The 19,450-nt window shown below is 65.8% G+C and carries 16 protein-coding genes; 6 read left to right on the plus strand and 10 right to left on the minus strand.

What is annotated here, in order from left to right; translation table 11 throughout:
* The first annotated feature begins 995 nt into the window (after nucleotides 1-995).
* Nucleotides 996-3,794, plus strand: coding sequence for a phosphoenolpyruvate carboxylase (gene ppc, locus XI09_RS30175; protein ID WP_271570086.1), 2,799 nt, complete (start codon nucleotides 996-998; stop codon nucleotides 3,792-3,794).
* A 69-nt stretch (nucleotides 3,795-3,863) separates the two neighbouring features.
* On the opposite strand, the gene XI09_RS30180 is transcribed toward ppc, so the two are convergent.
* From XI09_RS30180 to XI09_RS30195, 4 genes are all read right to left on the minus strand, one after another.
* Complete coding sequence (locus XI09_RS30180) at nucleotides 3,864-4,982, minus strand: SMP-30/gluconolactonase/LRE family protein (RefSeq protein ID WP_271570087.1); 1,119 nt, start codon at nucleotides 4,980-4,982, stop codon at nucleotides 3,864-3,866.
* Nucleotides 4,983-5,110: 128 nt separating this feature from the next.
* On the minus strand, nucleotides 5,111-6,025 hold the full coding sequence (locus XI09_RS30185; protein WP_271570088.1) for an SDR family oxidoreductase: 915 nt from the start codon (nucleotides 6,023-6,025) through the stop codon (nucleotides 5,111-5,113).
* 139 nt (nucleotides 6,026-6,164) lie between these two features.
* Nucleotides 6,165-7,304 (minus strand): thiolase C-terminal domain-containing protein, encoded by a 1,140-nt coding sequence (locus XI09_RS30190; RefSeq protein WP_271570089.1) that lies wholly within the window; start codon nucleotides 7,302-7,304, stop codon nucleotides 6,165-6,167.
* Nucleotides 7,305-7,307: 3 nt separating this feature from the next.
* Entirely contained in the window at nucleotides 7,308-7,721 is a 414-nt protein-coding gene (locus tag XI09_RS30195; protein WP_271570090.1) for a Zn-ribbon domain-containing OB-fold protein, read from the minus strand.
* 175 nt (nucleotides 7,722-7,896) lie between these two features.
* On the opposite strand from XI09_RS30195, the gene XI09_RS30200 reads away from it, so the two are divergent.
* The 5 genes from XI09_RS30200 to XI09_RS30220 all read left to right on the plus strand — a co-directional run bounded on the left by XI09_RS30200 (nucleotide 7,897) and on the right by XI09_RS30220 (nucleotide 12,820).
* On the plus strand, nucleotides 7,897-9,246 hold the full coding sequence (locus tag XI09_RS30200; protein ID WP_271570091.1) for an amidase: 1,350 nt from the start codon (nucleotides 7,897-7,899) through the stop codon (nucleotides 9,244-9,246).
* On the plus strand, nucleotides 9,239-9,925 hold the full coding sequence (locus XI09_RS30205) for a DUF2848 domain-containing protein (RefSeq protein WP_271570092.1): 687 nt from the start codon (nucleotides 9,239-9,241) through the stop codon (nucleotides 9,923-9,925). The genes XI09_RS30200 and XI09_RS30205 overlap by 8 nt, the downstream gene beginning before the upstream one ends.
* Before the next feature lie 185 nt (nucleotides 9,926-10,110).
* On the plus strand, nucleotides 10,111-10,857 hold the full coding sequence (locus XI09_RS30210; RefSeq protein WP_271570093.1) for a 2OG-Fe(II) oxygenase: 747 nt from the start codon (nucleotides 10,111-10,113) through the stop codon (nucleotides 10,855-10,857).
* Between the two features lie 9 nt (nucleotides 10,858-10,866).
* Nucleotides 10,867-11,520, plus strand: a complete 654-nt coding sequence (gene alkB / locus XI09_RS30215; protein ID WP_271570094.1) for a DNA oxidative demethylase AlkB — start codon at nucleotides 10,867-10,869, stop codon at nucleotides 11,518-11,520.
* Nucleotides 11,521-11,575: 55 nt separating this feature from the next.
* Nucleotides 11,576-12,820, plus strand: coding sequence for an MFS transporter (locus XI09_RS30220; protein WP_271570095.1), 1,245 nt, complete (start codon nucleotides 11,576-11,578; stop codon nucleotides 12,818-12,820).
* On the opposite strand, the gene XI09_RS30225 is transcribed toward XI09_RS30220, so the two are convergent.
* The 6 genes from XI09_RS30225 to hpaH all read right to left on the minus strand — a co-directional run bounded on the left by XI09_RS30225 (nucleotide 12,798) and on the right by hpaH (nucleotide 19,360).
* Nucleotides 12,798-14,423: a thiamine pyrophosphate-dependent enzyme gene (locus XI09_RS30225; RefSeq protein ID WP_271570096.1), complete on the minus strand. Its 1,626-nt coding sequence runs from the start codon at nucleotides 14,421-14,423 to the stop codon at nucleotides 12,798-12,800. The two genes, XI09_RS30220 and XI09_RS30225, sit on opposite strands and share 23 nt — an antisense overlap.
* A gap of 25 nt (nucleotides 14,424-14,448) precedes the next feature.
* Complete coding sequence (locus XI09_RS30230; protein WP_271570097.1) at nucleotides 14,449-15,318, minus strand: fumarylacetoacetate hydrolase family protein; 870 nt, start codon at nucleotides 15,316-15,318, stop codon at nucleotides 14,449-14,451.
* Nucleotides 15,319-15,496: 178 nt separating this feature from the next.
* Nucleotides 15,497-16,480: a 3,4-dihydroxyphenylacetate 2,3-dioxygenase gene (gene hpaD, locus XI09_RS30235; protein ID WP_271570098.1), complete on the minus strand. Its 984-nt coding sequence runs from the start codon at nucleotides 16,478-16,480 to the stop codon at nucleotides 15,497-15,499.
* 113 nt (nucleotides 16,481-16,593) lie between these two features.
* Nucleotides 16,594-18,132, minus strand: coding sequence for a 5-carboxymethyl-2-hydroxymuconate semialdehyde dehydrogenase (gene hpaE / locus XI09_RS30240; protein WP_271570099.1), 1,539 nt, complete (start codon nucleotides 18,130-18,132; stop codon nucleotides 16,594-16,596).
* Entirely contained in the window at nucleotides 18,125-18,523 is a 399-nt protein-coding gene (locus tag XI09_RS30245) for a 5-carboxymethyl-2-hydroxymuconate Delta-isomerase (RefSeq protein ID WP_271570100.1), read from the minus strand. Before XI09_RS30245 ends, hpaE begins: the two co-directional genes overlap by 8 nt.
* 30 nt (nucleotides 18,524-18,553) lie before the next feature.
* The gene (gene hpaH, locus XI09_RS30250; RefSeq protein ID WP_271570101.1) at nucleotides 18,554-19,360 is read right to left on the minus strand and encodes a 2-oxo-hept-4-ene-1,7-dioate hydratase; all 807 of its coding nucleotides are present in this window, start codon (nucleotides 19,358-19,360) and stop codon (nucleotides 18,554-18,556) included.
* Between the last annotated feature and the right edge of the window lie 90 nt (nucleotides 19,361-19,450).

Here is a 19,450-nt window from a genome sequence, read left to right on the forward strand (position 1 = left end):
AGCCAACTCCAGACCCGAAGCCCGATCCCGGGCCTCTCGACCTGTCAGTCGACAAAGGGGTTATCACACAGCCTGGGCCCATAGCTGACCTACCGCAAGCATTGCGGCGTAGTCCGCTTCTGCCTCAAGGCAGACTTGCGGACTATCGGCTTCATTGCCCCGCCGACCCGCGCTCAGGCGCCCTTCCGCACACAATTCCTCACGTTGTCTGACGGGCAAAACACACCACATACAGGTCAAGGCGTAGGTCCGCAAAGATTCTGATTGACCGAATTCGCATATTCGGTTAAACCGCAAACCATCCCGGCCCGCCAAAGGGGCGTTTCGCGATCGTCACGATACGCAGGCCGGGATGCGATGGACGCGGCAGCGCCGGCGCGTGACGGGATGGCAGGGCGGGCTACGCCTGTGAGCCATCGCGATCCGCGCAATCGACACGGCGCGGTCACAGCGTTTCTTTTCGGCTTCGGAGGCGAGCACGCGCGAGCTTTCGAATGCTTGGGGAGGGACGTCCGCGGACGGCAAAAGCGTGTGGTCCTGACGCCCGGGGTCTGTGCGTCAAGGCTTGCGGTGGTGTGAGCTGCCCGACCGGGTGCGCGCATCGATCATCCGCAAGGCGACGGGGGCAATAGTGCATCGCTCCCCGGGGAGAGCGCGCCATAAGCCGTAAAACCATTGCGCAGGGAAGGCCGGGATGTCCCGGCATCACCTGTGGTCACCCCGCGTGCGTCTCTCGCGTGCGGACCCTGGGTGCCAGCCGGCGCCCGGCCTTCCCTGCGCCCTTTCTTCTCGATGAGGGCGAAACGGACAGCAAAGCTCGGGCGCCGGCGCCGCGAGACCGCGAACGTGTGTGCGGACCCGTTAGCAAGGCGCATTCTCGCCCATGATCGGTGATGTTGCCGCGCCGCCCCCAACTTCACCTTGCGCTGCGGCAAAAAACTTGCACACTCGGCTGAGCCGGGCAGTCAAGCGAGCTCGAACCAGGGGAGCGAGCCATGTCCCTCCAGACATTACCTTCCGACGCCGCCGATCAGCGCCCCAATCGCCCGGAGGACGTCCAGGCGCTGGAGGCGGATGCCCGGCTGAGGGACGACATTCGCCTGCTCGGACGCATCCTGGGCGACACGGTGCGCGACCAGGAGGGCGCCGAATTGTTCGACCTGGTCGAGCGCATCCGCCAGACCTCGATCCGGTTCCACCGCGACGAGGACCGGCTCGCCCGCCGCGAGCTCGAGCAGATCCTCGACAGCATGTCGACCTCCGAGACGGTGCGGATCGTCCGCGCCTTCAGCTATTTCTCCCACCTCGCCAACATCGCCGAGGACCAGAACAACATCCGCCAGATGCGCGCGCGTACCGCGGCCAAGAACGGCGGCTCGGGCGTGCTGGCGGACACGCTGGCCCATGCCAAGGCCGCGGGCATCGGCCCCGATGCCTTGCGCAACTTCTTCAAGACCGCGCTCGTCAGCCCGGTCCTGACCGCGCACCCGACCGAGGTCCGCCGCAAGAGCACCATGGACCGCGAGATGGAGGTAGCAAGCCTGCTCGACCGCCGCGAGCGCGTCGCGCTGACCGCTGACGAGGCCGCCGCCAGCGACGAGCAGCTCCGCCGCGAAGTGCTGACGCTGTGGCAGACCAATCTCTTGCGCCGGACCAAGCTCACCGTGCTCGACGAGGTCGCCAACGGCCTGTCCTTCTACGACTACACCTTCCTGCGCGAGGTGCCGCGGCTGATGAACGTGCTGGAAGACCGGCTGGAGGAGGGCGGCGAGCAGGCGACGAGCGAGCTCGCCTCGTTCCTGCGCATGGGCAGCTGGATCGGCGGCGACCGCGACGGCAATCCCTTCGTCACCGCCGACGTGATGCGTGGCACGCTGCGACTGCAGTCGAGCCGCGTGATGCAGTTCTATCTCAACGAGCTGCATGTGCTCGGCGCCGAGCTGTCGATCGCAGCCCATCTCGCCGACGTCTCCGAGGAGCTGCGCACGCTGGCGGAGCGCTCGCCGGACACCTCGCCGCACCGGAGCGGCGAGCCGTATCGCCTGGCGGTCTCCGGCATCTATGCGCGCCTGACGGCGACGGCCGAAGCGCTGGAGGTCGAGATCACCCGCCGGCCGGTCGGCAAGGGCAGGCCTTACGAGAGCGTCAGGGAGCTGCAAGCCGATCTCGACGTGCTGCACCGCTCGCTGATCTCCAACAACGCCCGCGTCATCGCCCGCGGCCGGCTGCGGCTGCTGCGCCGCGCGGTGGACTGCTTCGGCTTCCACCTGGCGCGGCTCGACATCCGCCAGAACTCGGCCGTGCATGAACGCACCATCGCCGAGCTGATGGACGCCGCCAATCCCGGCATGTCCTATCTTGCGCTCGGCGAGGACGCGCGCATCTCGCTGCTCACCAACGAATTGCGCTCGACGCGCGCGCTGGTGTCCCCGTTCGTCAAGTACAGCGACGAGACCATGGGCGAGCTCAACGTCTTCCATGCCGCCGCGGAGGCGCATGCGAAGTTCGGCTCGGACGCGATCCCCCAATGCATTATCTCGATGTGCAAGGGCATGTCCGACATGCTCGAGGTCGCGGTGCTGCTCAAGGAGGTGGGCCTCGTCCATCCCTCCGGGCGCAGCGCCATCAACATCGTGCCGCTGTTCGAGACCATCGAGGATTTGCAGGCGTCAAGCGGCATCATGGACCGCATGCTGTCGCTGCACGATTACCGCCGCCTGGTCGACAGCCGCGGCAGCGTGCAGGAGGTCATGCTCGGCTACTCCGACAGCAACAAGGACGGCGGCTTCGTCACCTCGGGCTGGGAGCTCTACAAGGCCGAGATCAACCTCGTCGACGTGTTCGAGCGCCACCACGTGCGCCTGCGGCTGTTCCACGGCCGCGGCGGCTCGGTCGGCCGCGGCGGCGGGCCGAGCTACGACGCCATCATCGCGCAGCCCGGCGGCGCGGTGAACGGCCAGATCCGCATCACCGAGCAGGGCGAGATCATCTCGTCGAAATATTCCAACGCCGAAGTCGGCCGCAACAATCTGGAGATCCTCGCGGCGGCGACGCTGGAGGCGAGCCTGCTGCATCCGCGCCAGAGCGCGCCGCGCCGCGAATACCTCACTGCCATGGACGAGCTCTCAAGTCTCGCCTTCAAGGCCTATCGCGGCCTCGTCTACGAGACCGACGGCTTCGTCGATTACTTCTGGGCCTCGACCGTCATCAACGAGATCGCGACGCTGAACATCGGCAGCCGCCCGGCCTCGCGCAAGAAGACCCGCGCGATCGAGGACCTTCGCGCCATTCCATGGGTGTTCTCCTGGGCGCAATGCCGCCTGATGCTGCCGGGCTGGTACGGCTTTGGCAGCGCGGTCGAGCAATGGATCGCCGAGCATCCCGACAAGGGCATGCCGTTCCTCAAGGAGCTCTACAAGGAATGGCCGTTCTTCCGCATGCTCTTGTCGAACATGGATATGGTGCTCGCCAAGAGCTCGATCGCGATCGCCTCGCGCTATGCCGAGCTGGTGCCGGATGAAGGCTTGCGCGAAAAGATCTTCGGCCGCATCCGCCGCGAATGGCATTCATGCATCGAGACGCTGCTGGACATCATGGGCCAGGACCGGCTGCTACAGGGCAACCCGCTGCTCGAACGCTCCGTGCGCCACCGCTTTCCCTATCTCGACCCGCTCAACCACGTACAGGTCGAGCTGCTCAAGGAGCACCGCGCGCAGAACCCCGACGAGCAGGTGCTGCGCGGGATTCAGCTGACGATCAACGGCATCTCGGCGGGGCTGCGCAATACGGGTTGATCGGCGAGTTGCGAATGGCGAGTAGCGAATAGACCCCTATTCGCCATTCGCCACTCACTATTCGCTACGTCAACAGAAATGCGCCCCCTGCGTCTCCACATAGACCGCATAGAGCGACTGGCTCGCGGTCATGAACAGGCGGTTGCGCTTCCTGCCGCCGAAGCAGACATTGGCGCAGGTCTCGGGCAACAGGATCTGTCCGATGCGCGCGCCGTCGTTCGGTGCGAACACCTGCACGCCGTCATAGCCCGGTCCGACCCAGCCGGCGCCGACCCAGATGTTGCCTTCGGTGTCGACACGCAGGCCGTCGGGGAAGCCCGACTTGCCGTCGAGCTTCATGTCGATCAGCCGCTTCGGGTTCGACAGCTTCGGCCCGTCGATGTCGTAGGACCACACCACGTTCTCCGCCTGCGGGTAATGCGTGATGCCGGTGTCGCAGACATAGAGCTTCTTGTAGTCGTGAGAGAACGCGATGCCGTTCGGCTTGAACGGCTCGTCGGCGACCTTCGCAACCTGTCCGGTCTGCGTGTCGAGACGATAGACCGCTTCCTTCTGATAGGGCTGGAGCGAACCGGTATTGGCGAGCTTGCCCTCGTAGATGCTGATTGCGCCGTAGCCGGGATCGGTGAACCAGATCGCCTTGTCGTTGGGATGCACCACCATGTCGTTGGGGCCGTTGAGCGGCTTGCCGCCGGCCTGCTCGGCCAGCGTGGTCACCGAACCGTTATGCTCGTAGCGGACGAGGCGGGTGCGCTCGGCGCTGATCTGGCGGCCCTCGGTGTCGAACGAGTTGCCGTTGGCCTCGTTCGACGGCTTGTGGAACTGCTCGGAGATGTGGCCGTCGTCGTCGAGATAGCGCAGCTGCCGGTTGGCGGGAATGTCGCTCCAGACGAGATATTGTCCTTGCGCATTCCACGCCGGTCCCTCCGCCCACAGGCAGCCGGTGTAGAGCCGCTTGATCGCGGTGTTGCCGACCTTGGCCTTGAAGCGCTTGGGGTCGATGGCAATGATGTCGGGGTCGGGATAGCGCTGCGGCTCGGCACTGGCGCCGAAGTCGCGGGCGTCAGCTCGCGAGGCGAGCAGGGCCGTTGCGGCCACTGTGGCCGCGCCCTTGAGGAGAGTGCGGCGGCCAAGACCGCCACGCTCGCTTGCAGTCGTATCGTCGGAGTTGGTCAGTATTCTTGTCATGGTTTCCTCCCAAAGTTTTGTTGGGAGGCCACCATCCGCCTGCAATCAGCGTAAAGCGGAGCGATCTCTGATCGAGGTAACCAGAGATCGCAGGGCAGGGATGCCGGAAATGCGGCTGGACGGGATCCTTACACGGGATCCCAGGGGAAAATGTCGGCGGAGCGATCGAGCTTGTAGAACGAGCCCTTCAGCGCCGGCATGCCGTGTTCGGCGATCGATTGCGGCGTCCAGCCTTCGCTCCGATGCACCGAGCGCAGCGGGCGGTTCTGGCTGAACAGGAACAGCTCGTTCATGCGCGCGCCGAAGATTTGCCCGCTGACGTCCTTGGCGGCGTCGGAGAGCAGATAGGCGCAGACCGGCGCGATCTTCTCCGGTCCCATCTGCTTGATCTTCTCGACGCGTGCCTTCTCGGCTTCGGTCTCGGTCGGGATGGTGCCGATCATGCGGGTCCAGGCGAACGGCGAGACGCAGTTGGAGCGGACGTTGAAGCGGCCCATGTCGAGCGCGATCGACTTCGACAGGCCGACGATGCCGAGCTTGGCGGCGGCGTAGTTGGCCTGGCCAAAATTGCCGATGAGGCCCGAGGTCGAGGTGAAGTGCACGAAGGAGCCGCTCTCTTGTTCGCGGAAAATCCGCGCCGCGGCGTGCGAGACGTAGAACGAGCCCATCAAATGCACCTTGATGACGGCCTCGAAGGCTTCCACGCTCATCTTGTGGAAGATCATGTCGCGCAAGATGCCGGCGTTGTTGACGACGCCGTCGAGCCGGCCGAAATGATCGGTCGCGGTCTTCACGATCTTGCTGGCGGGGATCGCTTCCGCCACCGACTCGAAATTGGCAACCGCCGTGCCGCCGCGCTTCTTGATCTCCTCGACCACCTCCTCGGCGGGAGAAGCGCTCGAGCCGGCGCCGTCGGCGGCGACACCGGGATCGTTGACGACGACCTTGGCGCCTTCCGCCGCGCAGAGCAGCGCGATCTCCCGCCCGATGCCGCGGCCTGCGCCGGTGACGATGATGACCTTGTCTTGCAGTGATTTTGTCATGGTAGCCTCTCTATGTTGTCTTCACGGCCGCAGCTAACCCAGTTCGTCATGCGCGGGCTTGACCCGCGCATCCATCTTCAGAAGAGGATGGATTGCCGGGTCAAGCCCGGCAATGACGGTTGAGCACTGTCGCGCCGCTTTACCTCTCGTTCGTAAACACGATCGTGCCTGATGCTGCGAACATGCCGCCGACACCATGGCACACCGAAATCTTCGCGTTCGGCACCTGCGCCGGCGCGATGCCGCGCATCTGGCGCACGCTCTCCTGGAGCGCGTACATGCCGTACATGCCCGAGTGCATGTAGGAGAGGCCGCCGCCATTGGTGTTGAGCGGCAGCTTGCCGCCGGGGCGCGTGTTGCCATCCGCGATGAATTTTCCGGTCTCCTCATGCGGCAAGAAGCCGAGGTCGCCGAGGCCGAACAGCGGCAGATGCGCAAAGGCGTCGTAGATCATGAGATGGTCGACGTCCTTGTGCGCGATACCGGCTTCCTTGAACGCCAGCGGCCCCGCGGTCTTGAACGCGCGCGAGGAGTTGAAGGTCTCCATCTGGCTGACCATCGGCGTTTCCACGCTCTCGCCGGTGCCCATGATGTAGACGGGCTTGCGCGGAAAATCCCTGGCGCGGTCGGCCGAGGTCAGGATCAGCGCGCCGCCGCCGTCGGTGACGAGGCAGCACTGCAAAAGTCGGAACGGATAGGCGATCATGCGCGAGTTGAGGACATCGGCGACCGTGATCGGGTCCTTCATCATCGCGCGCGGATTTTTCGCCGCCCATTCCCGCTGCACCACCGCGACCGAAGCAAGCTGCTCATGGGTGATGCCGTAGGTCTTCATGAAGCGCAGCACGGGGATCGGGAACATGCTGGGCGGACCGTAGACGCCATAGGGCGCCTCGAACTGGCCGTTGAGGCTGTCCGCCGGCGTCGAGCGCGGCAGCTTGCCGATCATCGACTTGCCGCTTTCGGCATGGGTGATCAGCACGGTCTTGCACAGGCCGGCCTCGATCGCCGCGGCGGCATGACGAACATGCAGCATGAAGGAGCAGCCGCCGACCGAGGTGCCGTCCACCCAGGTCGGCTTGATGCCGAGATAGTGGCAGACCTGCTGCGGCGTTTCGACCGCGGTGGCGAAGCCGTCGATGTCGGACAGCTTCAGCCCGGCATCGGCGATGGCGTTGAGCGCCGCGTCCGCGTGAAGCTGGAGCTGCGACATGTTGGGGACGACGCCGAGTTCGGTGGTCTCGGCCGCGCCGACGACGGCAACCTGGTTGCTGCGCATGGCTTACCCCTTCGCCGGACGGAAGACGGGAAGGGTGATCTTGTCGTCGAGCTCTTGGAAGGCGACCTCGAGCTTCATGTCGAGCTCGAGCGCCTCCGGGGTCTGCGGGCAGTCGATGATGTTGCTCATCATCCGCGGTCCCTCGGCAAGCTCGACCACGGCGATCGCATAAGGCGGCGTGAAGCCGGGCGCGGCGGGACGGTGGTTGATCACGTAGCTGTAGAGGAAGCCCTTGCCGCTCGCCTTGAAGATGCTGATCTTGCGCGAGGCGCAGGACGGGCAGAACGGGCGCGGCGGGAAGTAGACATGCGCGCAGGCGTCGCAGCGTTGCAGGCGCAATTCGCCCGCTTTCGTGCCGTCCCAGAAATGCTGGGTTTCCGGCGTCGGTTTCGGTCGCGCGCGCTGCGGTTCGGCCATGTCGGAAAACCTCCCAAGGGACAGGCTTTACGCCGTCCGTTTCGATCTTGATGCGACAATTGACCATGGCGCGTCAACGGTCCAGCAATGCGCATGCATGCCATCATGCGCACAGTGCTTGTGTCGAACTGAGCCGGCGCTATAGATTGCCCGCGCAATATTCCGTGAGACAGACATGCCCGATTTTCCGACACTGGCGACGCTCGCCGAAGACCTCGAAAGCGGCCGCACCACCTCCCGCAAGCTGGTCGAGGCCTGCATCGCCAGGATCGCCGATCCCTCAGGCGAGGGCCAGCGCACCTTCATCCATGTCGACAAGGACGCCGCGCTCGCGGCGGCGGATGCGATGGACGCCTTGCGCAAGGTCAAGGCGGCGCCGTCGCGCTATGCCGGCATCCCGATCTCGATCAAGGATCTCTTCGACATCAAGGGACAGACGACCCGCGCCGGCTCCCGTGCGCTCGACGATTCCGATCCGGCGGAGCACGATGCGGCAACGGTGGCGCGCCTGCGCCAGGCCGGCTTCGTCCTGATCGGCCGCACCAACATGACCGAGTTCGCCTATTCCGGCATCGGCATCAATCCGCATTACGGCACGCCGAAGGGCGCCTGGAACCGGGCCGAGGGCCACGTGCCCGGCGGCTCGTCCTCGGGCGCAGCGGTCTCCGTGCTCGACGGCATGGCGCACGGCGCGCTCGGCACCGATACCGGCGGCTCCTGCCGGATTCCGGCCGCCTTCAACGGCATCGTCGGCTACAAGCCGACGCAGCGGCGCGTGCCGCTCGACGGCGCGGTGCCGCTGTCGTTCTCGCTCGACAGCATCGGGCCGCTGGCGCGATCGGTCAGCTGCTGTGCCATACTCGACGCCGTGCTCGCGAACGAGCCGATCGTTGCGCTGAGGCCTCGCCCGGTGAAGGGCATGCGGCTGGCGGTGCCGACCACGATCGCGCTCGACGACCTCGACAAAGCCGTGGCCGAGACGTTCGAGCGCGCGCTGAAGTCGCTTTCCGACCACGGCGCCATGATCGAGCGCATCGAGATGGCGGAATTCCACGATATCGGTCCGATGAACGCCAAGGGCGGCTTTGCGGCGTCCGAGAGCTACGCCTGGCACCGCTATCTCATCACGTCCAAGGGCGACGTCTATGATCCCCGCGTTTCCGTGCGCATCATGCGCGGCGAGGCACAGAGCGCGGCCGACTACATCGACCTCCTCAACGAGCGCCGCTCGCTGATCGCCCGCGTCAATGCGCGCATCGCGCCCTATGACGCCTTGGTGCTGCCGACCACGGCCAACACGCCGCCGAAGATCGCCGACCTCGCCGACGACAAGGCGTTCACCACCCAGAACCTGCGCGCGCTGCGCAATTGCACCCTGATCAACATGATCGACGGCTGCGCCATCTCGCTCCCTGCGCATCGCGAGGGCGACGTTCCCGTCGGCCTGATGCTGGCGGGTGCGGGCGGATCGGACCGCCGTATCTTCGAGCTTGCTGCCGGCATGGAGGCCGTAATTCGTGTTTGACCTGACTTTCACCGTCGACGCCCAGGACACCACCACGCCGCTGACGCTGGCGATCGACCGGATGGTCATCGCCGGCTGGACCGGCCGCGATCCCGTCGCGCGGGACAAGCACATCGCCGAGCTCGAGGCCGTCGGCATTGCCCGTCCGGCCTCGACGCCGATCTACTACCGCGCCTCGGCGCGGCGGCTGACCATGGAAGACCGCATCGAATGCTGCGGCGGCGACTCGTCCGGTGAAGTCGAGTTCGTGCTGATCGGCTGGCAGGGCCGCGTCTTCGTCGGCTGCGGCTCCGACCACACCGACCGCAAGGTCGAGGCCTACAACGTCACCGTCTCCAAGCAGATGTGCGACAAGCCGATTGCGGCGACGCTGTGGGAGCTCGAGGACGTCATCGGCCATTGGGACAGGATGATCCTGCGCTCCTACGCCTGGATCAAGGGCGAGCGCGTGCTCTACCAGGAGGGCACGCTGGACGCGATGCTGCCGGTCACCGACCTCATCGCGCGCGGCTTCGATGGCAAGAAGCTCCCCGACGGCTGCGCCATGTTCGGCGGCACCTTCGCCGCCAAAGGCGGCATCCGCCCCGCCGACCGGTTCGAGTTCGAGCTGGAGGATCCCGTGCTGAAGCGGATGATCAAGCACGGATATGACGTGGTGACGCTGCCGGTGCTGGGCTAGGTTCCATCCGGAAATCGGGTGGTTGTCGCGCCCGCGATCTGCGACACCTACCTCCGTCATTCCGGGGCGCGACGAAGTCGCGAGCCCGGAATCCATTCATCCGCGGTCTCTGCGGCCCGATGGATTCCGGGCTCGCGCCCAAGAGGGCGCGCCCCGGAATGACGGATGTGGATAGGATGATCGCCATGGCTGTCGCCAAACGTATTGCCGCAACTGATTTGGGAACCGACCTCACCGCGCACGTCGAAGCCCTCGACTGGCCTCAAATCACCTCCGAGCTCGACTCCCAGGGCTGCGCCGTGCTGAAGGCCCTGCTGACGCCGGACCAATGCCGCGCTGTCGCCGCGCTCTATCCGGACGACACGCACTTCCGCAGCCGCATCGTCATGGGCCGCCACGGCTTTGGCCGCGGCGAGTACAAGTATTTCTCCTATCCGCTACCCGACCTGATCGCGCAGCTGCGCCCGGCGCTCTACGCGCATCTGCAAGGCGTCGCCAATCGCTGGAACGAGGCGATGGGGATCGACATCCGCTACCCCGCCGCGCATGCGGCGTTCCTGAAGCGCTGCCACGAGGCGGGGCAGGCGCGTCCGACACCGCTGCTGCTGCAATACGAGACTGGCGATTACAACTGCCTGCACCAGGACCTCTATGGCGAGCACGTGTTCCCGATCCAGGTCGCGATCCTCTTGTCCGAGCCCGGCCGCGATTTCACCGGCGGCGAGTTCGTGCTGACCGAGCAGCGCCCGCGCATGCAGTCCCGCGCCGAAGTGGTGCCGCTGTCACAGGGCGACGCCGTCGCCTTCGCTGTGCATCACCGCCCGGTGCAGGGGACGCGCGGCACTTATCGCGTTAACCTCCGTCATGGCGTCAGCCGCATCAGGTCCGGCCAACGCCATACGCTAGGTGTGATCTTTCATGATGCCAAATGAGCACAGGAATTGACGGCGGATTTGTTTGATGGCGTCGCCGAGGCGCAGCCGTCACGCGAGGAGATCGCGGACGGCGCCGTGCTGCTGCGTGGCTTCGTCAAGCCGATCGAGAGTGAGCTGATTGCCGCGGTGCGTGCGATCGTTGCACAGTCGCCGTTCCGGCGGATGACCACGCCCGGCGGCTATCAGATGTCGGTGGCGATGACCAATTGCGGTGCGCGCGGCTGGATCACCGACCACACCGGCTATCGCTACGACCCGGTCGATCCGCGAACCGGCGCGCCATGGCCCGCGATGCCGCCGGTGTTTTGCGATCTGGCGCGCCGGGCTGCGGAGCAGGGCGGTTTCAGGGGCTTTGCGCCCGATGCCTGCCTCGTCAATCGCTACGAACCCGGCACGCGGCTGTCGCTGCATCAGGACAAGGACGAACTGGACTATGCGGCACCGATCGTCTCGGTCTCGCTGGGGCTGCCCGCGACCTTCCTGTTCGGCGGCATGGCGCGCAGCGACAAGCCGCGCCGCTTCCGGCTCGTCCATGGTGACGTCGTGGTCTGGGGTGGCCCTAACCGGCTCGCCTATCACGGCGTGGCGCCGCTCGCCGAGGGCGAGCATCCGCTGCTCGGGCGGCAGCGCATCAATCTGACCTTCCGCAAGGTGCTCTGAAGCATTTCCTCGAACCTTGCCGTCGTCTAAGCTTCAGCGAGGGGGAGGCGGCGACATGACCACTGCACAGGTCTCGACTGGCGCGAGCGCAAACGTGGCTCGCACGGGACTCTATCTGGCCGTGCTGCAACTGGTGTTCACGCTGGGCCGGACGACCTACGTCGTCTACCTGCCAAGGCTCGCGGCGGATGTCGGCCTCGCGCCGGCGGCGGTGATCCTCATCCTGATGCTGGACCAGGCCATCTTCACCATCGCCGATACCGCGATGGGAATTGCGGCCGACAGGATCGCGCCCGTCGTCGGGCGGCTCGGCCTGTTCGTCGGCGTGCTGGCGGCGATCTCCTGCGCGGCCTTCGTCGCGCTGCCTTTCGTGGCCGGGACCGGCGCGGGCGCGCAGGTCTGGTTGATCGCGCTGATCGTGGTCTGGTCGATCACGTCGTCGGCCCTGCGCGCGCCGCCGCTGACCTTGCTCGGCAAATACCGCGCCCGGCCGCAGGTGCCGTTCCTCGCCGCGCTGGCCATGCTGGGTTATGGCGTTGCCGGCGCCGTCTCGCCCTATCTCGGCGTGGTGCTGCGCGAGCACGACGCGCGGCTGCCCTTCGTGATCTCCGGCGCGGTGCTGCTGCTCACGGCGCTCGGGCTGTCGCGGATCGAGTACGATGTGGCGCGCGACACCACCTCGCCGGCGCCGGCCGAGGCGGCCAAGCCGCTGGGCCTGGTGCCGCTCGCCTTCATCGTCGCGATGGTGGCGCTCGCGCTCGGCTATCAGTTGCACTTCGCCATGAACAGCGCGCCGTTCTATCTGCGGTTCGCCAAGCCGGACGAGCTGCAATGGCTGATGCCGGTGTTCTGGATCGGCTTCAACATCGCGATGTTTCCGGCGAGCCTCGTCGTCAAGCACCGCGGCGGCCTGATCGTGATGGGCGCCGCCGGATTGCTTGGAGCGGTCGCGATCGCGGCGGCGGAGCTTGCCGGCAGCCTCAACACGCTGATCGCCGCGCAGTTTCTCGCCGGCGCCGCCTGGGGCTGCATGCTGATGAGCGCGATCTCGGCCGCGCTGGCGATCGGCTCGACCGGTGCGGAGGGAAAGGTCACCGGCCTCGTGTTCTCGGCGTTGGCCCTCGGCACCTTCGCGCGGATGGCCGCGGTCGCCGGCGGCTTGCAGAAGATGCCTGATTACGCGCCGCTGCTGCACTGGGCCCCGGTCGCCTGCTGGTCGGTCGCAGGCGCGGGCCTGTTGGTGATCGCGGCGGCGCGGCTTCAGGGCGCGACCGGCCTCAAGGCTTCGGCGGGTGGATGAACGCCCACGGGCTGATTTCGGAGTCCCGCGTCACCTCGACCGAAATCAGATACGGCCCGCCATGGGCGAGGGCCTTCTCCATCGCCGCCCTGAACTGATCGGGCGCGGTGACGCGCGCAGCCGCGACGCCGAAGGACTCCGCGAGCTTGACGAAATCCGGGTTGACCAGATCGGACGCCACCACGCGGCCGTCGAAGCGCTCGCGCTGGTCGCGGCGGACATTGCCATAGGCGTTGTTGTTGAACACCAGCGTCACCACGCCGATGTTGAACTGCACGGCGGTGGCAAGCTCCTGCACGCCGAACATGAAGCCGCCGTCGCCGGTGATCGCCACCACCGGCTTGTCGGGATTGGCCACCTTGGCGCCGAGCGCGGTCGGGAAGCCCGAGCCGAGCGTGCCCTGATAGCCTGACGTGATGAAGGTGCGCGGCTCGTAGATCGGAAAGCCGTACCAGGAGGCGAAGCCGACCTGCGACAATTCATCGGTGACGATCGCGTTCGGCGGAAGCACCTCGCGCAGGACGTTCAGATACGCCATCTGCGGCTGGATGCGCTGGATTTCGGCTTGCGCCGTCGCAGTGGCCTCGCGGATCGCGGCGCGGCGGCCGGCGGTCTTGCTGTAGCCGGCCTTGCTGACGGCCGCGGCGAGATCGGCGGTTGCAGCCTTGGCATCGGCGACGATAGCGGTGTCCGAGATGAAGCGCCGCATCTCGACCGGATCGATGTCGATGCGGATGCTCTTCAGGCCGTCGGGGCGATAGGGCCAGCGCGACATGGTCGGCAGCTCCAGCCGCGAGCCGATGCCGATCATGAGATCGGTGTTCGGCCACAGCTTGTAGGCGGCGGCCATGGTGAGGCCGAGCTCATGCGCATTGGAGACGATGCCGCGGCCGCTGCGGAAGGCGACCACGGGCGCATCGATCATCTCGGCAAGCTCGAGGATCTCCGCACGCGCCTCGATCGCGCCGCTGCCGACGAAGATCATCGGCGCCTTGCTGGCCTTGATCAGCGCGGCCGCCTGCCTGATCAGATCAGGATCAGGCAGCGGCGCGGGCAGCGGCTCCAGCACCTGTGCAGCCGCCGTGTCGGCGCGCTGGGTGAAGATATCCCAGGGCATCTCGACCGAGGCGGGACCGCGCCGCCCGGAGGTCATCTCCTGGAAGGCGCGCGCCACGGTGGTCGGCGCGTTGCCCGGCGTTTCGATCCGGTCCGCCCACTTCACATAAGTGCGCAAGGTCGCGAGCTGGTCCGGCATCTCGTGCAGATGGCCGCGGCCCTTGCCGAGGAATTGCGTCGGCACCTGGCCGGTGACGCACAGCACCGGCTCGTTGCAGCCGTACGCCGTGAGCAGTGCCGCGCTGGCGTTGAGCACGCCGGGGCCGGGCACCACGCTGAACACGCCGGGCCTGCCGCTGGAGCGCGCATAGCCGAACGCCATGTAGCCGCAGGCCTGCTCATGCCGCGCGCCGATCACCTTGAGCTGCGCCTGATGGAAGGCGTCGAACAGGCCGTAGATTTGCGCGCCGGGCAGGCCGAACACGGTGTCGACGCCATGGGCGACAAGGCCACTTACGATCGCTTCGCCGCCGGAGAGGGTGGTCATTCTGCTATTCCATTTCAATCGTTGGTCAGGCTTCGTCGACGACGCCGTTACGCAAGCGTCCGATGCCTTCGGCCTCGACCTCGATCACGTCGCCCGGCTTTAGGTACCGCGGTGGATCGAACCGCGCACCGGCGCCTGTCGGCGTGCCCGTGACGATGACATCGCCGGGGACGAGCGTTGCGAAGGTCGAGATATAGCTGATGAGGTAGCGGAACGGAAACATCAACCGGCTGGTACGGTCGTCCTGCCTGAGCTCGCCGTTGACATGCGTGGTGAGCCTGATGTCGGCGATCTGGGATTCCTGCGTGTAGGGCACCAGCCACGGGCCGAGGCTGCCGCTGGAATCGAAATTCTTGCCCTGCGTGACGTTGAACTTGGCGTGGCGCAGCCAGTCGCGCACCGAGCCTTCGTTGCAGAGCGTGAGGGCCGCAATGTGGTCGAGCGCGGTGCTTTCCGGAATGTGCCGGCCGGCCTTGCCGATCACCAGCACGATCTCGCCTTCATAATCGAGCTGCGCGGAGGCACGCGGGCGCACCAGCGGCGTATCATGGCCGACGAAGGAGCGGGGCGAGCGCATGAACATGCTCGGATATTTCGGCGCGTCCTGGCCGTCCTTGTACTCGGCGTTGCGGTCGGGATAGTTGACGCCGATGCAGATGATCTTTTCCGGCGCAGGCACCGGCGGCAGAAAGGTGATGTCGCTAGTCGCATGATCCGGCGCGCGGCCGGCCGCTTCCTCGGCGAGGCTCGCAAGCTTGCCGGCCGCGATGACTTCGCGCAGCGTGGGATAGTCCTTGGCGTGGCGCGGGGAGAGATCGACGAGGCCGCCCTCGAGGACGGCGCCGTAGCTGGTTTCACCCTTGACGGAATAGGTGGCGAGGCGAGGGAGCTTCATGCGCAGCTCATTACTTCTTTGTCGTCCCGGCGAAGGCCGGGACCCATACCGCGGAATCTATCGATTGAATAAGGTCGGAGTACCGAACAACGTGTCTTCGCCAAACTCCTCCCTGTGGTTATGGGTCCCGGCTTTCGCCGGGACGACGGGTGGAGTGGGTTTTCGAAACTCACTAACATCAATCCGCCACCAGCACGTCGGCCACGAATTTCGGCTCGCGCACGGCCTGGCCGGTGAAGGGCGAGCCCTGCTCGAACCAGGAGCGCGGGGCAGGTGCGCCCCACAGCGTCTGGCGGCGCGGATCGCGCAGCGACCAGCGCAGCGGCTCGTGGTCGTGATCTCCCGTGAAATAGTCGCTGGTGTAGAGCTCGAGGCGGTGTCCATCAGGGTCGCGGACATAGAGGAAGAATGCGTTCGAGATGCCGTGGCGTCCGGGGCCGCGTTCGATGTTCTTCACGAAACCGGAGGACGCCATGACGTCGCAGAGATGGATGATGTTCATCGCCGTCGGCGTCCAATAGGCGAAGTGATGCAGCCGCGGGCCCTTGCCGTTGGTGATGGCGAAGTCGTGGACGTTGCCCTTGCGATGCATCCAGGCGGCCGCGATACGACCGTTTGGCCCGTCCTCCTCGGCGTATTCGGTGAGGCGGAAGCCGAGCCGCGCGTAGAACTCGACCGTGTCCTGCACCTCGGCCGCGAAGACGTTGAAATGATCGAGCCGTTGCGGATGGCAGCCCTTGTAGAGGTCGAAGCGGCGAAGCAGATGCGGCCGCCGGTCCATCGTCGCGTAGAGCTCGATCTGGAAGCCGAAGGGATCGGTGAATTGCAGGGTGCGGCCCTGGAAAGCCTGGTCGACGAAGGCGTAAGCGAGGCCGTTCTCGGAGAGGAACGCGGCGGCCTTGTCGAGGTCTTTGTCGTTGCCAACCTTGAAGCCGAGCCGGGCGCAGGCGGGAGCAGCCGCCTTGCGCAGCACCAGCGAGTGATGCTGATGCTCTTCGGCCGCGCGCAAATACACGACCTTGTCGTCGGCATCCTCGACATGCAGGCCGACGGTGGTCTCGTAGAACGCGCGGCTGAGCTTCAGATCGGTGACGTCGAGCACGACGTGGCTCGAACGGATGATGTTGAAGGGCGGCTCGAAGACGTGTTGCGGTACCGGCATTGGCGTTTCCCCTCTTTAGGCCCCCGTCATTCCGGGATGCGCCGCAAGGCGCAGACCCGGAATTTCGAGGTTCCGGGTTCGACGCTTCGCGCCGCCCCGGAACGACTGTTTCCTCAAATTCCCAGTTTCTGAATCTTGTGCGTGCCCCGCGCCAGCGAGACGTGCTTGGTTTCCATGTAGAAGTCGAACGAATAGTCGCCGCCGTCGCGGCCAATGCCCGAGGCCTTCATGCCGCCGAACGGCGTCGGCAGATGGCGGACGTTTTCCGAGTTCAGCCAGATCATGCCGGCCTCCAGCGCGTCGGCGACGCGCAATGCGCGGCCCACGTCGTTGGTCCAGACATAGCCGGTCAGGCCATAGCGGATGTCGTTGGCGATCGCGATCGCATCCGCTTCGTCGCGGAAGGGCAGGACGGTGAGGAAGGGGCCGAACACCTCCTCCTGCGCGACGCGCATCTTGCCGTTCGCGCCGGTCACCAGTGTCGGCTCGACATAATGTCCGCCGCCCGGTCCGTCATAGGCCTTGCCGCCGACCGCGATCGTCGCGCCGTCCTTCCGCGCGACGTCGAAATAGGAGCAGACCTTGGCGAGATGCCGCTCGTGGATCAGCGGCCCGATTTCAGTCGAGGGATCGAGGGGATGGCCGACCTTCAACGCCTTCACGCGCGCGGTCAGCTTCTCCACGAATTTCTCCGCGATGCTTTGCTGAATCAGCAGGCGGCTCGACGACGTGCAGCGCTCGCCATTGAGCGAGTAGATCATGAACACGACGGCATCGAGCGCGCGGTCGAGATCGGCGTCGTCGAACACGATCACCGGGTTCTTGCCGCCGAGCTCGAAATGCACGCGCTTCAAGGTCGGCGCGCCCTGAATCATGATCGCCGAGCCTGTCGCGCTCTCGCCGACGAAGCCGATCGCCTTGATGGCGGGATGCTCGGTCAGCGCCTTGCCGGCTTCCTCGCCGAAGCCGTGCACGGTGTTGAGGACGCCGTCGGGCACGCCGGCTTCCTTGACGAGCTTCGCCAAAATAGCCGCCGTCACCGGTGACCATTCGGCCGGCTTGTGCACGACGGTGCAGCCGGCGGCCAGGGCAGGGGCGATCTTCCAGGTCGAGAGCATGAACGGTGTGTTCCACGGCGTGATCACGCCGACCGGGCCGATCGGCACGCGGGTCGAGACGTTCCAGTGCTCGTCGCTCGGCGTGTTGAGGCCGTCTCTGGCCTCCGCACATTTGTCGGCGAAGAAACGAAAATTCTCGGCGGCGCGGATCGCGGCCTTGGCCATGAAGCGATAGGCTTGGCCGGTGTCGATGCATTCCAGCACGGCGATGTCGTCGGCATTGTCCTCGATGGCATCAGCCACGCGATGCAGCAGCTTGCGTCGCATCGCAGGCCCCATGTCGCGCCAGGACTTGAAGGCAAGCGCAGCGGCGGTCGCCGCAGCGTCGATGTCCTCGGCATTGCCGCGGGCGACGCTCGCGAGCACAGCGCCATCGACCGGTGACTTGGTCTCGAAGGTCTCGCCTGAAATCGAGGGGACGATCTTGCCGTCGATCATGTGGCCAATCCCGTCGGCGCGCAGCTTCTTCAGCAGTGGCGCGACGCGGTCGCGGTTGGCCTGGAACACATCGGCTTTCGGGGTGGGCTTATCCATGGGCGGCCTCCACTTTCAGGGCGTCGTGGATGTTGTTGCGCTTCCAGCTGGTGTCCTTGTCGTTGATCTGCATGTCGAACGACAAGGCGAACTTGCTGGCGGCGAAGACGGGATCGAGATGCCGGGAGAGGGCCTGGAAGACGTGCTCGCCGGCTGTCTGGCGGGTGGGGAGGTCGCGGCCCTCGCCGATGCGGAGCACCATGTCGAGAAAGCCGTAATCCTGCCTGTTATCCGCAATCGCATAATGCTCGCACCTGACAGCGCGAACGCGGATGCCGCCGAGCGGGAAGATGCCGGTCTCCACCGCTGCCTTGCGCACCACCTCGCACACCGCGCCGATGTCGAGACGGCCATCGAGATTGGCCGAATATTCGATCGTGAAATGCGGCATGGCGGTTTCACTCCCTGTCTTTTTGTTCGCCTAGGCGAAGTAGCAGCTCACCGAGCCGTAAGCGCCATAATCGGCCTGAATTGTGTCGCCCTTGCGGGTCTCGATCGGACGGATGAAGGAGCCGGCCAGCACGACCTGGCCGGGCTCCAGCGCATGGCCGAGCGGCGCGATCTTGTTGGCAAGCCAGGCAACGGCGGTGGCGGGATGATTGAGCACGCCGGCGGCAAGGCCGGTCTCTTCCAGCTGGCCGTTCCTGAAGCAGAGCGCGCCGATCCAGCGCAAATCGGCATCCAGCGGGCGGATCGGCCGCCCCCCGAGCACGATGCCGGCATTCGCCGCATTGTCGGCGATGGTATCGTAGATTTTTCGCGTGGCCTTGGTCTTGGGATCGACGCGCTCGATCCGCGTATCCAGGATCTCCAGCGCCGGCACCACGAAGTCGGTGGCGTTGAGCACGTCGAACATCGTGCAGTCGGGGCCAGCGAGGCGCTTGCTCATGACGAAGGCGAGCTCGGCCTCGACGCGCGTCGCGATGAAGCGCTCGGTCGGAATGATCCCGCCGTCGGCGAAGAACATGTCGTCGAGCAGCACGCCGGAATCCGGCTCGTCGATGTTGAGCGCGCTCTGCATCGCCTTCGAGGTCAGGCCGATCTTGTGGCCCTTGACGAGGCGCCCCTCGGCGATCTTGACGTCGACCCAGGCCTTCTGAATCGCGTAGGCGTCAGTGATGGTGATGTCAGGGAAATCCTGCGAGAGCTGCCGGATCTGCGTGCGGGTCTTCTCCGCCTGGTGCAGACGCCTCGCGCAAGCTTGGATATCGTCGTTGGAAAGCGCCATCTGTGATCTTACAAATCGTGGTGCGGGGAGATACTTAACATGTTAAGTGAATGCGTCAAACAGAATCTGGCCTTGCTGCACTGCAAACAT

It is taken from the genome of Bradyrhizobium sp. CCBAU 11386 (genome assembly GCF_028128955.1).
In the GTDB taxonomy this organism is placed as follows: domain Bacteria; phylum Pseudomonadota; class Alphaproteobacteria; order Rhizobiales; family Xanthobacteraceae; genus Bradyrhizobium.

Excerpts from the sequence above, each read along its gene's own strand:
- ppc (WP_271570086.1), top strand. The coding sequence starts at position 996 with ATGTCCCTCCAGACATTACCTTCCGACGCCGCCGATCAGCGCCCCAAT.
- XI09_RS30180 (WP_271570087.1), bottom strand. The coding sequence starts at position 4,982 with ATGACAAGAATACTGACCAACTCCGACGATACGACTGCAAGCGAGCGT.
- XI09_RS30185 (WP_271570088.1), bottom strand. The coding sequence starts at position 6,025 with ATGACAAAATCACTGCAAGACAAGGTCATCATCGTCACCGGCGCAGGC.
- XI09_RS30190 (WP_271570089.1), bottom strand. The coding sequence starts at position 7,304 with ATGCGCAGCAACCAGGTTGCCGTCGTCGGCGCGGCCGAGACCACCGAA.
- XI09_RS30195 (WP_271570090.1), bottom strand. The coding sequence starts at position 7,721 with ATGGCCGAACCGCAGCGCGCGCGACCGAAACCGACGCCGGAAACCCAG.
- XI09_RS30200 (WP_271570091.1), top strand. The coding sequence starts at position 7,897 with ATGCCCGATTTTCCGACACTGGCGACGCTCGCCGAAGACCTCGAAAGC.
- XI09_RS30210 (WP_271570093.1), top strand. The coding sequence starts at position 10,111 with ATGGCTGTCGCCAAACGTATTGCCGCAACTGATTTGGGAACCGACCTC.
- XI09_RS30220 (WP_271570095.1), top strand. The coding sequence starts at position 11,576 with ATGACCACTGCACAGGTCTCGACTGGCGCGAGCGCAAACGTGGCTCGC.
- XI09_RS30225 (WP_271570096.1), bottom strand. The coding sequence starts at position 14,423 with ATGACCACCCTCTCCGGCGGCGAAGCGATCGTAAGTGGCCTTGTCGCC.
- XI09_RS30230 (WP_271570097.1), bottom strand. The coding sequence starts at position 15,318 with ATGAAGCTCCCTCGCCTCGCCACCTATTCCGTCAAGGGTGAAACCAGC.
- hpaD (WP_271570098.1), bottom strand. The coding sequence starts at position 16,480 with ATGCCGGTACCGCAACACGTCTTCGAGCCGCCCTTCAACATCATCCGT.
- hpaE (WP_271570099.1), bottom strand. The coding sequence starts at position 18,132 with ATGGATAAGCCCACCCCGAAAGCCGATGTGTTCCAGGCCAACCGCGAC.
- XI09_RS30245 (WP_271570100.1), bottom strand. The coding sequence starts at position 18,523 with ATGCCGCATTTCACGATCGAATATTCGGCCAATCTCGATGGCCGTCTC.
- hpaH (WP_271570101.1), bottom strand. The coding sequence starts at position 19,360 with ATGGCGCTTTCCAACGACGATATCCAAGCTTGCGCGAGGCGTCTGCAC.